Raw genomic sequence first — 13,680 nt, forward strand, 5'->3', positions numbered from 1 at the left:
TATAAACTAGTGACATCTAAAGGAAAAGGAGAACACGAATGTTTTCAATATTTAAATCATCATGTTCCATTTGCAAACGAAAAATAAAGCCTTTGTTCCAGTATAAAAATGATACTGGAAAAATAATTAAGCTTTGCAGTGCCTGTCGTGAGTATGCTGAAAGAAGAGCTTATCAGAAAATCAAGTAAAGGAAGAATCAATCCAGCCTTTATATAGATAGAGGATATAGAGGAAAATTTGTCGAATATTGAATGAGTCTTTTTTCTTATTATTCCATTATTTTAAAATATATTGTAGAAAAATGTTTAATGATAGGAAATGTAAGGTATTACATAATAAGCCTTTTACCGGAATGAAAGAATACGTGAGCTGAAAAGCGTCGAAGAGGAGAAGAAATAGTATTTTACCATAATGGATAGGTTCCTTATACATAACATTTTATAAATGCTATCTTCTACTTTACTGCTGTTTAAATACGATTCTTATAAAGCTGGTAAAAAAACTTGCGACACAATTTCTAGCAGAATACGAGAATAAGGGGGATTTTACGCATGATGAAAAAATGGGTATGCATCAGTACGGTGGCTTTAGGCACAATGCTGGCTGGCTGTGTGGGCGGCTCAGGCGGCGGCAATGAATCTGAAGAAGGCGGCGGCGGAGAAGGTACAATCAGCTTCATCCACTGGCGAGGGGAAGATAAAGCAGTTTTTGATGAATTAATTGCCAAGTTTGAAGAAGAAAACCCTGACATTCAGGTCGATATGACCATTTATCCTTCTGAACAATATCAATCTACTGCTCAGACCCTGCTTAGGGATGGTTCCACTGGAGATGTCTTCACGAGCTTTCCGGGGTCTCAAATGGAAATCATTAATCAGGCTGGCCTGTTTGAAGATCTAAGCGGCGAAGAGTTTTTGGAAAATTACAACGATGAATTGATAACAGCTGGACAGATTGACGATAAGCAGATGGCTGTACCATTGCAGCTCGTATTTAATCAGCCGGTTTATAATGTCGGCCTGTTCGAAGAGCTTGGACTGGAGCCTGCAGAAGACTGGGAAGGGTTTTTAGCTCTATGCCAGGAACTGAAGGATGCGGGCTATACGCCGATTGCATTCCCGGGGTCTGATATCGGACCTGGACAATTCATGAATTCAATGATGATGAATAATGCGCCTGAAGAAGATATTTTTGAAAGGCTGATGGCGGGAGAAGCAAAATTGACGGATGACTGGTGGGTACAAACATTGAGTCAGTTCCAGGAGCTTGAGGAAAAAGGCTTTTTAAACGCTGACTCACTTGGAACAAACCATACTTCTGCGATTTCCCAGCTTGCCAACGAGGAAGCAGCGATGCTTGCGAGCGGTTCTTATGCAATGGCTGGTGTAAAGGAAATTAATCCGGATATTGAGCTCGGTCTGCTTGCCCCGATTACGACAGAGGCAGCAGAAGCAGAATGGGAAGGTATTAACACCACTACCTTTATGCTTGCAGTAAATGCCAATTCGGAGAAAAAAGAAGCTGCGAAAACATTTGTTGAGTTTTTATCTGACGTTGATAATGCTTCTACCTATGCAAATGAGACGGGGCAGCACGTTACCGTTGAGGGTGTTGAATATGAATCGGAAGAGCTTAAATCCACTTCTGAATGGATGGACCGAAATACAAGATTTCAGCCGCGATTCCTGATCACAAATGCTGACATTGAAAGAGCGGTGATCGCTTCCATTCAATCCGTTATCGGTGGCGATACGCCTGAAGCTGCGGCAGAAGAAGCCCAGCAGATTGTGGATGAAAACCTGGAGTGATGAGCTGCAGGTGTCAAAACGAATAAAATAGAAAATCATTTTCAGATCAGACTGCTGGTTTGGTGCTTACACACTTTACTGAGAATTCCTGATTTGGCGAATTGTCAAAGGCAATTAGCGGGACAGTTGAAAATCAGTAAGGGTGCGGGCATATGCCAACGGTCTGATTCTTTTTCCCACCGGTTTTTCCAATTAATTTTATTATGTTAGGGGGGACCCCATTGAATTTTCGTAAAAATAAGTCATTGTTTTTATTTCTTTTACCGGGCCTTATTTTATACTCCATCTTTTTTATCGTGCCGACCATTAACGCGGTCATTTATTCGTTTACGGATTGGGACGGGTTGTCTCCTGATTTTAATGTCGTTGGATTTGATAACTATGTAAACATCGTCAGCAACGATTCGATTTTTCTGAAAGCCTTTGTAAATAACATTAAATTTATGCTGTTTGTTTTGATTTTCCAAACGCTTTTTTCTCTTATTTTCGCTATGTTTTTGATTAAAAATACCAAAACAAATATTGTGCTCCGGGCATTGTACTTTTTTCCGACCATCCTTAGCTCGGTTTCTGTAGCCTTTATTTGGACGTTTATTTACGATCCGAGCATTGGGGTTCTTAATACAGTGCTCGAGTCAGTCAATCTGGGATTTTTACAGCAGAGCTGGCTTGGCAACCAGGACCTGGCGATCTTTTCTGTTGCGGTTACGCAGGTATGGTTCCACACAGGGCAAATGCTCGTTATTTTTGTAGCAGGCCTTCAAGGAATTCCGAAAGATCTCTACGAGGTGGCAGACATGGAAGGCGCCGGCAAATGGGATCGTTTCCGCTTTGTTACCTGGCCCATGATTGCACCGTCAGCTACGATTGTTATGGCGTATACTACAATTCAGTCCTTTAAAGCATTTGATTTGATCTTTGCCATGACCCGGGGCGGTCCCAATTATTCAACTGAAATTCTGGCGACGTTGATTTACTCAACCGCATTTAGAAGCTTTGAGTTCGGCTATGCTTCTGCTCAGTCAGTCATTTTCATGATTGTGATTGCCTTGATTACAGTGGCCCAATTCAGACTATTACGCGCGAGCAGAGTGCAGGAATAGAAAGGAGGGAGAAGCGTTGAAAGCTGTTAAAATTGTTATGCTCAGTCTTTTTGCATTGGTGATCATTATTCCATTGATTGCTGTTATTTTTACCACCTTTAAGTCAACGTCTGAGGTGTTCTCCAATATTCTCGACGTTCCTGAATCCTTCAGCTTCGATAATTATGTTTCCATTTTTGTGGATCAGCCAATGGCAAGATACTTTATGAACAGTGTCATTGTTACGTTGTTTTCTGTGACCTTTACGATCTTTTTTGCAAGTTTAATTGCTTATGCGATTACAAGGATGTTTGGCTGGATCGGGGTTGTATTTTTCTCCTTGTTTACACTCGGGATGATGGTTCCGGCACAGGTCAATATGATTCCTCTTTATCAGCTTGTATTTGATCTTGGCTTAACCAATTCACTGCTCGGACTCATTCTGGTCAATATTTCTGTCACGATGCCGGTTGCGATCTTCATTATGAGCGGATTTATGAAATCCATTCCCAAGTCGCTGTTTGAGGCAGCGAGAATTGATGGTGCAAGCGAATGGAAAATGTACAGAAGGATTGCGATTCCTTTGTCGATTCCGTCGATTGCTGCAACTTCGATTTTCCTTTTCGTGATGCACTGGAATGATCTCCTGTATCCGCTTCTGTTTATCACAAAAAATGAATACAAGACGCTCCCTCTTGCTCTTCTTGAATTTCAGGGGGAATATGCAACCAATTATCCGATGCTTTTCACAGGTGTCCTGATCGCTTCAGCACCTATGGTATTGGCGTATCTATTCCTGCAGCGCTACTTTATCGAAGGCGTGACAGCAGGGTCGGTAAAAGGATAAAGTTTTATAGTAGAAAAGAGGCTGGGACATAACTTAAAAATTTTAGAGAATGAACCAGTATCTACCTTGAAGTATGAGGTGAGCGAAGCGGAAGGTGGCGACTCCTGCAGGATATGACGGCAAGCTGAGACTTTACAGGGCAAGACCCTGGAAAGGCTCAGCGCCGTCCCTGCGGAAAGCGTCCACCTGAAGCGAAGTGAACCGGTCAAAGAGCTTGAGACACTTTTGTCCCAAGTTCTTTTTGTTATGCCGGCAGGAAAGGGAAGAAGGACTGGCGAATTATGTATTGGAATAAGATGGATGGTAGAAGGAGAGGAAACAGTCTTGAAAATTCGGTTTTTGACAGCAGCAGGCGTTTGGATGGTCCTGCTTGGAATCGTTTATTTACCGCAGCTGGCGTCTTCGGAGGAAAAGGAGAGCAAGGAGGAGATCAACCTTTTGAATTATCCTGTGCATGCCATTCATTTTATAACGAACGATGAAGCTGAAATGGATGGTTTAATGGATCGAATTAAGCAAAGGAAAGACGATTCGATTGGCGGAGCTAAAGAAAAGCTTAGTCAGGATAAGCTCCTTGTGACGAGTGGCAGCACTCTTGACCGTCTGCCGATATCAGCTGATGAACAAAGTATAGCGGCACACGTGAATAAAGTTAAACAAGACCCCGCTCTTCAGAAGCTGCTCCATGAACAGTTGAAAAATGGAAATCGGATCTATCTATATGGAGGTCTGACTGCAGAGCTTTTCAAAGAGCTGCTGCTTTTAGAAGAAATGAAGATCAAGGCTGATGTCGGCGACTTAGAAGGATTTATTAATTTAGGAGAAAGCCAAAAAGAAAAAGGACCATTAAAAGCTTCTGGAAGAACAGAAGTGGAACAAACGAGTATAATCAGCTTTAAATTGGATGAGCAGGTTCAATATCAATATTTTGAAGTGCGGATAAACGGGGGTGGGACATCCGGGACGGACCAGGAAGAAATGTTCATCCAGGAAATTCTGTTCCATCAAAGCAGACTCGCTGACCGCTTAATGGAAGAACAATAGCAGGTAAAGGAGGGTGGGAGAAAACTCAAAAAAGTTTTAAAAAAATGAGGATATATTTATTACTAATAGTAGGTGAGCTGAGCGGAAGGTGGCGACTCCAGCATTAGATCACGGCAAGCTGAGACGTTAAAGGGTAAGGCCCTGAAAAGGCTCAGCGCCGTCCCTGCTGAAAGCGTCTGCCTGAAGCGCAGTCGAACCGGTCAAAGAGCTTGAGACACTTTTGTCCCAAGTTCTTTTAACCGTTTACAAAGACAATTGACAGCGGGGAGTAAACTGATCTATGGTTTATACGGATACTAAACCTTTAGAATGGAAGGATTGAACATAGATGAGCTTGTACAAGTTAGCACCTGTTTTCAAAGAACGAATCTGGGGAGGACGAAAACTGGAATCGGAGTATGGCTACAAGATTCCTGAAGGACCGATCGGAGAGTGCTGGGGGATTTCGGCTCATGCACACGGAGAAAGTACAGTCCAGACAGGTCCTTATAAAGGAATGACCCTCTCGCAGCTGTGGGAACAGCAAAAAGCAGAGGTGTTTGGGGAGTATGAGTTGAATGAATTCCCTCTTTTGGTTAAGGTGCTGGATGCTGCTGCTGATTTATCTGTGCAGGTTCACCCCAATGATCAGCAGGCGATGAAGCTTGAAGGGGAGCCTTATGGAAAAACAGAGTGCTGGTACGTGCTTCATGCAGAACCGGGTGCTGAACTGATTATCGGACACACAGCCCAAACAAAAAATGAATTTGTCCAACGGGTGGAAGCAGGAGAGTGGTCGTCACTTTTACAAAAAAAGCCGGTCCAAAAAGGCGACTTTGTGTTTGTGGAAAGCGGCACCATTCATGCGATAGGAGCAGGGATTATGATTCTTGAAATCCAGCAATCAAGCGATACGACCTATCGTGTCTATGATTTTGACCGCAGGGATGCAGAGGGCAATAAGCGGGAGCTGCATATAGATAAAGCCATCGAAGTGTCTAAAATCCCGCACAGCAACCCGACTCCAGAGCGGGAGATAACAAAGCTTGAAAAAGGAACATTGACACGGCTTGTCTCAACAAAGGAATTTACGGTATGGCATCATGAGGCAGAAACCGGTTATGAGCTGCCGGATGCCAGTCGTTTTCAATTACTGAGTGTCATTGAAGGAGAAGGCACTCTGCACGCAGAAAAGACAGGCGAAACAACCGCTGTTGCAAAGGGTGACCATTTCCTTATTCCTAAGGATTCAGGCCGTTTAATCGCGGAAGGTTCGATGGAATGGGTGACGAGTGAGGCGTAAACATTAAAGTAATAGAGATAATTCTATGCAAATTGCACAATGAGCCTGGGACAAAAATGTCCCAGGTTTTTTCCGGTCCAGTGAAATTGGGGCATGAGGCTTAATTCAGAGATGAGCTAAGTATTACATGATCATTTTGTTGAAGTTAAAATTATTAAATTATAACATTAGGTAATCGTATAACTAAATAATTAAAAAATTTAAGTAATTAATATATGATTCATTATCCAAAGGTAGTATAATTTAGTATAACTTCCATTTCAAAGCCCTTGTGAATAATCAAATCTTTTTAGAAAGGAGAGAAATAAATAATATAAGGAGTGGATTTCTTAAAATTTGTTCAGGAGGTTGTTATGAAAAAATTAAAATCACTCATGATTCTTTGTTTAACTGCAGCACTTGTACTGCCATCGATATCGGAACCTAAAAATGTAAGCGCTTTAACTGAGGGGGATTTGCTCAATATGGCAGATCCACAGGCATCAAAGCATACGAAAGCACTTTTTAAATACCTGAAAGATGTTAGCGGCCATCAAATTTTATTCGGTCATCAGCATGCTACTGATGAAGGTTTGACGTTGACGAATGAAGCTCCTCGAACTGCTTCTGAACAGTCAGAAGTGTTGAATGCAGTGGGGGATTATCCAGCGGTTTTTGGCTGGGATACTGGCAGCCTAGATGGTAATGAAAAGCCGGGGGTTTCGGCTGACACTATTGATCAGAATATCGAGAATACTATTGCTTCGATGAAAAAAACGCATGAGCTTGGCGGAATTATTGCGCTTAGTATGCATCCGAAGAATTTTGTAACAGACGGGCCCTATAATGACACGACTGGAAGTGTAGTGGAGAAAATCTTGCCAGGGGGATCGAACCATGCTGATTTTAATGAGTGGCTTGATCGTCTTGCTTCCCTTGCTCAAGGGTTGAAGGATGAGAATGGGGAAGCTATACCGATCATTTTCCGTCCTTTTCATGAGCAGACGGGAAACTGGTTCTGGTGGGGAGCCCATGAAACATCTCCTGAGCAATATAAGGCAATCTACCGATATACAGTTGACTATCTGCGTGACGAAAAAGAAGTACACAATATCCTATATGGATTTTCACCAGGGGCAGGGCCGGGTGGTGCACTGGACCGATATATGGAAACCTATCCGGGAGATCAATATGTCGATATCTTTGGTATCGATAAATATGATGATAAAAACAATGCTGGATCTCCAGGATTTTTAGAAGACATGGTAAAGGATCTGGCCATGATTGCAAAGCTTGCAGAAGAGAGAGGGAAGGTTTCCGCTTTTACGGAATACGGATACAGTGCATCCGGCATGAATAAAACGGGTAACAACCTGGAGTGGTATACAGACGTCTTGGAGGCCATTAAGGCAAATCCGGATGCGAGTAAAATCTCCTATATGCAGACGTGGGCCAATTTCGGGTGGCCGAACAATATGTATGTTCCCTATCGAGATGTTAATGGTGATTTGGGAGGGGATCATGAGCTCCTGCCGAATTTTATAGATTTTTATCAAGATGATTTAACGGCTTTCCGTAATGAAGTGCAGGGTTTTTATGATAAGAAGGAGTATGAGGATCTGAAAACTGTAGAGCATGAACCGTTTATGCATTTGCTTTCTCCCGTTTCCGGTTCTGTTGTGACTGAAGAATCAACAAAAATCAGAGTGAAAATATTGAATGACAATCCTCAAAAAGTGGTGTATTCAGAAGAAGGATCAGAAAAAGAGTATGAAATGACGCTTGATGAAGATGGGTTTTATTCAGCATTGTGGTCTCCCTCTGCTGCTGTAAATGGCAGTTCTACCACATTGATCATAAAAGCAGTGAAGGAGGATGGGACCTACTTTGAGACAATATCCTCAAAGATTTTTGTGAAGGTTCCTGAGATTTCTCTCGCTGATTTTACCTTCGATGAAGACATAGCAGGGGTACAAAACAACGGGACATATCCTGAATCAGATAACGTGGAATTTTCTCACGCGAAAGTAAATGAAGATGGAAAACTGCGTTTTGCTGCAGATATTGATCAGCAGGAAACCTGGCAGGAATTGAAACTTCAGGTACGGAATCTCTCAGCTGATCATCTTGCACTATTAAACCGGGTTAAACTTGATGTTCTGATTCCTGAAGAAGCGGGTGCAAAGGATTCTTCCGTCCGTTCCATTGCTATGCTCCCCCCGAATTGGGATGTGAAATTCGGTAAAGCCTCTACAGTAAAATCATTTGAAGATCTTGAAAAAATCATAATAGATGGTGTTTCTTACAGGCAATATCAAGCATCTATTGATTTAACAGATAAGGAACTGCTTTCTTCTGCAGAGGGCCTTGCTATTTCCTTTATCGGAAGCCGGCTGGATCTTTCCAAAGGGGTATACATTGACAATATTGAATTAATCAATTCATACACAGAAGCTCCGCAGGATCCGTTGCTGGTTGATAATTTTGAGGGTTATCTCGGTGACGACTCTCTATTAAATCAGGAGTATTCGAGTAATGGGGATCCTATTATTCTCTCTTTAAATGAAGAGAATAAAAACAGCGGCAATTATGGTCTTGCCTACCATTTTACCATTGGATCGAGCGGATATGCGGGCAGACAGACTTCCTTGGGACCGGTCGATTGGACGGGTACAAATGCCTTTGAGTTCTGGCTTAAACATGAAAGCTATCCTCAAAACCTTACGATTCAAATTCAAATGGGAGGAGTAAGCTTTGAAAGTAATTTGGCGCTGGATGAGGAGTTTGAAGGAAAGGTCCGCATTCCATTTGCCGACTTTGTTCCTGCAGCATGGGAAAACAAGCCTGGTGTGGTGGTCGATCAGACAAAACTTAAATCGGTAAGCCAGTTTGCTTTATATACGGGTGGACCTTCAGGCAGTGGAGTTGTATATGTGGATGATTTAAAAGCGGTAAGTGATGAGGGTCTACCTGGTGTTCCACCGGGGGACAGCACACCACCTCCCATAGAAGAAGTTGAGCCTATCATTTTTACTTTTAATGATACGCTGGAGGGCTGGGAAGGAGCCCAGGCATCGACAGAGGATGGCAGCCTTAAAGCTCTTGTGGAATTAGGTTCAGGCAAAAAAAGCACGGTTCAAAAAACGGCTGCATATAATCTGGCAAACTACAACTACATCATTGCATATGTAAAGCACGATGAGAATGGTGAATTTGGTAGTGAGCCGCTGAAAGCCAAGCTCTTTACCAAAGCAGGAAGCTGGACGTGGAGTGATTCTGGTGAGATAGCGATCAACAAGCAAGAGTATACAAAGATGGTTTTCGACATTACGAATCTTCCTGATAAACAGGCAGTGCAGGAAATGGGTATCGAATTCCTCGCTCCTGCACAGTCAGTTGGAACTACTTATGCTTCTATTGATTCCGTCCAGGTCGTGCAGTCCCTCGATGAAGCAATTGATCCTGAACATCCTGAAGAAACAATTATGTTTCTGGATGTGCCTAAAAAGCATTGGGCCTATCCGTATATTTCCTACGGTGCTCAAGAGGGATTTTTGTCCGGTGATAACGATGGGAGGTTTAAACCAAACGGGCTTCTTTCAAGAGGAGAGGCTGTGGCTATAGTGGCAAAACAGCTTCAATGGGACATAGAGGGTAGTTTAGGTGAAAAAGAGTTTGAAAGAAATTCTATGAACTATGCAGAAAGAGCTGGTTTATTTAAGGGGTTTAAAACAAGGAAGCTCCGCCCGCAATCCAGAATGACGAGAGGAGAAATGGCATTATTTATATCGAATGCCTACGATCTCGGACAAAACACAGCATTTCCATACAAGGATGTTAGCAGAAACACAATGGGCTACAGAGAAATCAGCCAGATGAAGAACCTCGGAATTGTCAGCGGGCGGAACACCGGGAAAACATTTCGGCCGAATGCACCGCTGACCCGTGCTGATTTCAGTGCGGTGTTAGCCAGTGTACTGGAAGAAAAATGGAGGGTGAATTAGAATTTATTTTGCGTTAACTACCCGGATGAAGAACTTCTTCACTCTTCATCCGGATTTTTTTAATTACTATGCGTGATTGACAAAAGGAATAACTCTATCTAGTATTAAATTAAGTTATCGTTAAACTAATTTTAAGAAGGAGTTAACCATGAATCAGATAAAAATAGAAATCGAACAACATCTGAAAGAGCATATCCTGCCATTTTGGATGAAACTGAAAGATGAAAAGAACGGTGGTTTCTATGGGACAGTAGGCTATGATCTGCGAGTACAATCTGAAGGAGAAAAAGGGGGAATTGCAGCTGCCCGGTTTTTATGGTCCTTTTCAGCCGCATACCGAATCATTGGAGATCCTATTTATAAAAAACACGCTGATCATGCCTACACTTTTTTAATGGAAAAAATGATGGACCGAGAACAGGGCGGACTATACTGGATGCTTGATTATCAAGGGAATCCGGTTGATGATGAAAAGCATGTGTATACACAGTCATTCGGCATCTATGCACTGTCGGAATATTATCGCGCAATTGGAGAAAAACAAGCCCTGGAAGCAGCGATGGACTTGTTTGACTTGGTTGAAGAAAAAGGATTCAATTCAAATTGGAATGGTTATATGGAGCAATTTGACCGTGACTGGAATCCGGTAGCAAATAATAAGCTGGGCGGCAAGCACAATGCAGCAATGACGACAAATACACATTTGCATGTTTTGGAAGCGTATACAAATCTCTGTCGTGCCAATCCTTCTCCTTTAGTGGAAAATAAATTGAAGCTTTTAATTGAACTGTTTCATACACGTATTTTCGATCAGGAGAAAAAAGTGAACCGGGCGTTTTTTGATCAAAACTGGACGTCTCTGCTTGATACGGTTTCCTATGGTCATGATATTGAGGCAAGCTGGCTGATTGATGACGCGCTTAAAGTGCTTCAGCTGGAGAGTGAGGATTACCATCAAATGGTTCTGAGTCTTGCTTATCAAGTAAAAGAAGAAGGCATTCTTCCAGATGGTTCTCTGGCGAATGAAGTTACAGAGGGAACGAAAGACGAGACTCGCGTTTGGTGGGTGCAGGCAGAAGCTTTAGTAGGCTTTCAAAATGCATTAAATCATACAGGGAACAATGATTTTGCAGATATCATTGCGCATCTTTGGGCGTATATCCAGCATTATATTGTGGATTTGCGTGATGGTGGTGAGTGGTACTGGTCTATAGAGCCTGATGGCATGCCAACGAAACGTCCGGTTGCGGAGCCCTGGAAAACACCCTATCACAACAGCCGATGCTGCTTAGAAATGATGGAAAGGATGAATGAAAAATGATCCATGAAAACTACCACATTCATGCAAGGAAGCAGGAAACTTTATTAGCACTTGAGAACAAAAGGGACGAAAGCTTTTGGAATGGACTATACGATCGTTATGAAAGACCGGTCCTTACACGCCATCATGTACCGATTCATTGGCGCTTTGATTTAAATAAAACAACTAATCCCTATTTTATGGAGCGGCTTGGAGTAAACGCCACCTTTAACCCGGGAGCTATTTATTTTGAGGGTGCTTTTTATCTTGTAGTGCGCTTGGAAGGAGTAGACCGTAAATCAATTTTCGCTTTGGCAAAGAGTGATAATGGGATCGATCAATTTCGTTTTACGGGACATCCTCTATCCTGGGAAGACATAGAGCAGGAGGAAACCAATACATATGATATGAGGCTTGTGCAGCATGAGGATGGCTGGATCTACGGTATCTACTGCTCAGAAAGAAAAGATCCGAATAGTGAAGTGTGGGATACTTCGAGTGCAGTGGCACAGGCCGGGCTGGTCCGAACGAAGGATCTGCAATCTTGGGAAAGGCTGCCTGATATTCGAACTCCTTCTCCTCAACAGCGGAATGTGGTGCTGCATCCTGAATGGGTGGACGGACAGTATGCATTCTATACGCGTCCACAGGATGGATTTATTTCAACAGGTACAGGAGGCGGAATTGCTTTTTCTTTATGCAAAAATATAGAAGAGGCTGTTATCACAAAAGAAAAGGTGATGGATGAAAGAAGATACCATACCATTACAGAAGTGAAAAATGGACAAGGGGCGGCCCCGATCAAAACGGAGAAAGGCTGGATTCATCTTGCGCATGGGGTGCGAAACACGGCAGCAGGCCTGCGTTATGTACTTTATGTATTTGCGACAAGTTTAAAAGATCCATCGCAAATCATTGCAAGACCAGGCGGGCACTTTCTGGCACCTTATGATGATGAACGGACCGGGGACGTTTCAAATGTGGTTTTTTGCAACGGTGCAGTCGTCAATGAAAAGAATGAAGTGTTTATTTACTATGCATCAAGCGATACACGCATTCATGTAGCCACTACGACAGTAGAAAAGCTTGTCGATTATACATTTAATACGCCGGAAGATCCATTGCGTTCGCATGATTGTGCAAAGCAGCGCTCAAACCTGATCCTTAAAAATGAAGAATTACTTAATAAAGAAGCTTTTTAAGTTACAACTCATAGAAAAATCCGGCTTGTAAGGTTATACTGATAACAGAAAGCAGGCAGAAAGAATTGTTTTAGCTTGTTAAAGCGGATTATAAGCCCGGAGGAATGAATATGAAATCGAATATTACGATGAGAGATATAGCGGATGAACTTGGCGTTAGCAGTGTAACGGTATCAAAAGCGCTGAATGATAAAGAAGGAGTTAGTGATGAACTGAAGGAAAAAATAAAAGTGCTGGCAGAAAAAATGGGCTACCGTTATAATGCAGCAGCAAAGTCAATGAAAGAAGGCTGTTCTTATAATATAGGCGTGGTGATACCGGAGCGGTTTACCGGTATGAATCAATCCTTTTACTTAAATGTACATCAGCATATTTCAAGGCTGCTTGAAAACCACGGTTATTATGGCATCCTGCATATATTGAGCAGCAAGGATGAGGCCGAATTGACGCTGCCAAGAATCTATTATGAACGAAAAGTAGACGGATTTATCATCTTGGGGCAGGTCAGTAAGGCGTATATAGAAAAAATTACAAGCGTGGATTTACCAAAAGTATTTCTGGATTTTTACGATGAACATGCAGAAATTGATTCTGTCATTACGGATAATTTTTACGGTGCATATGAACTGACAAATTTTCTGATTCAACAGGGGCATCGAGAGATTTCCTATGTGGGCAGTCTCTATTCTACCAGCAGTATTCAGGATCGATTTTTAGGATATTATAAATCGCTCCTTGAACATCATATTCAGCTGAACCAGGAATACGTTCTCGATGATCGCGATGAGAAAGGGGCGTATATCGATATTATGCTTCCATCCCCTTTGCCTTCAGCATTTGTCTGCAATTGCGATCAGGTCGCCCATACTCTTGTTCAGAAGCTGAAACAGGAAGGCTACCGTGTTCCTGAAGATTGTTCAGTTGTTGGGTTTGACAATGATATTTATGCTTCTATCACGACTCCGCCGCTTACGACTGTAGAGGTCGATATCGTGGAAATGGCGAACAATGCTATTACGATCATCATCGAAAAAATAAAAAATAAAGAGAAATCATTTGGCAGAACACTGGTAAAAGGGAAGATTGTCTACCGGGATTCAGTTAAAAAAATAGAAGCCGGCAATTAGCGGCA

At 42.4% G+C, this 13,680-nt stretch carries 9 protein-coding genes; all 9 read left to right on the forward strand.

The features are described 5' to 3' along the window. The first annotated feature begins 554 nt into the window (after window positions 1–554). Window positions 555–1,808: an ABC transporter substrate-binding protein gene (locus tag P6709_RS07160; protein ID WP_278240527.1), complete on the forward strand. Its 1,254-nt coding sequence runs from the start codon at window positions 555–557 to the stop codon at window positions 1,806–1,808. A gap of 221 nt (window positions 1,809–2,029) precedes the next feature. Further along, window positions 2,030–2,911, forward strand: coding sequence for a carbohydrate ABC transporter permease (locus P6709_RS07165; RefSeq protein WP_278240212.1), 882 nt, complete (start codon window positions 2,030–2,032; stop codon window positions 2,909–2,911). 16 nt (window positions 2,912–2,927) lie between these two features. Further along, the gene (locus tag P6709_RS07170) at window positions 2,928–3,737 is read left to right on the forward strand and encodes a carbohydrate ABC transporter permease (protein ID WP_278240213.1); all 810 of its coding nucleotides are present in this window, start codon (window positions 2,928–2,930) and stop codon (window positions 3,735–3,737) included. Between the two features lie 324 nt (window positions 3,738–4,061). Next, window positions 4,062–4,781 (forward strand): hypothetical protein, encoded by a 720-nt coding sequence (locus P6709_RS07175; protein ID WP_278240214.1) that lies wholly within the window; start codon window positions 4,062–4,064, stop codon window positions 4,779–4,781. A 328-nt stretch (window positions 4,782–5,109) separates the two neighbouring features. Further along, window positions 5,110–6,063, forward strand: a complete 954-nt coding sequence (locus P6709_RS07180) for a type I phosphomannose isomerase catalytic subunit (RefSeq protein WP_278240215.1) — start codon at window positions 5,110–5,112, stop codon at window positions 6,061–6,063. Window positions 6,064–6,416: 353 nt separating this feature from the next. Then, window positions 6,417–10,046 carry a glycosyl hydrolase gene (locus P6709_RS07185; RefSeq protein ID WP_278240216.1) on the forward strand — a complete coding sequence of 1,210 codons (3,630 nt, stop codon included), beginning with the start codon at window positions 6,417–6,419 and terminating at the stop codon, window positions 10,044–10,046. 148 nt (window positions 10,047–10,194) lie between these two features. Next, window positions 10,195–11,367 carry an AGE family epimerase/isomerase gene (locus P6709_RS07190; protein WP_278240217.1) on the forward strand — a complete coding sequence of 391 codons (1,173 nt, stop codon included), beginning with the start codon at window positions 10,195–10,197 and terminating at the stop codon, window positions 11,365–11,367. Next, window positions 11,364–12,548 carry a glycoside hydrolase family 130 protein gene (locus P6709_RS07195; protein ID WP_278240218.1) on the forward strand — a complete coding sequence of 395 codons (1,185 nt, stop codon included), beginning with the start codon at window positions 11,364–11,366 and terminating at the stop codon, window positions 12,546–12,548. Before P6709_RS07190 ends, P6709_RS07195 begins: the two co-directional genes overlap by 4 nt. 110 nt (window positions 12,549–12,658) lie before the next feature. After that, window positions 12,659–13,675 carry a substrate-binding domain-containing protein gene (locus P6709_RS07200; protein WP_278240219.1) on the forward strand — a complete coding sequence of 339 codons (1,017 nt, stop codon included), beginning with the start codon at window positions 12,659–12,661 and terminating at the stop codon, window positions 13,673–13,675. Window positions 13,676–13,680: the final 5 nt, after the last annotated feature.

The sequence above is a fragment of the Jeotgalibacillus sp. ET6 genome (genome assembly GCF_029667115.1).
GTDB lineage: Bacteria > Bacillota > Bacilli > Bacillales > Jeotgalibacillaceae > Jeotgalibacillus.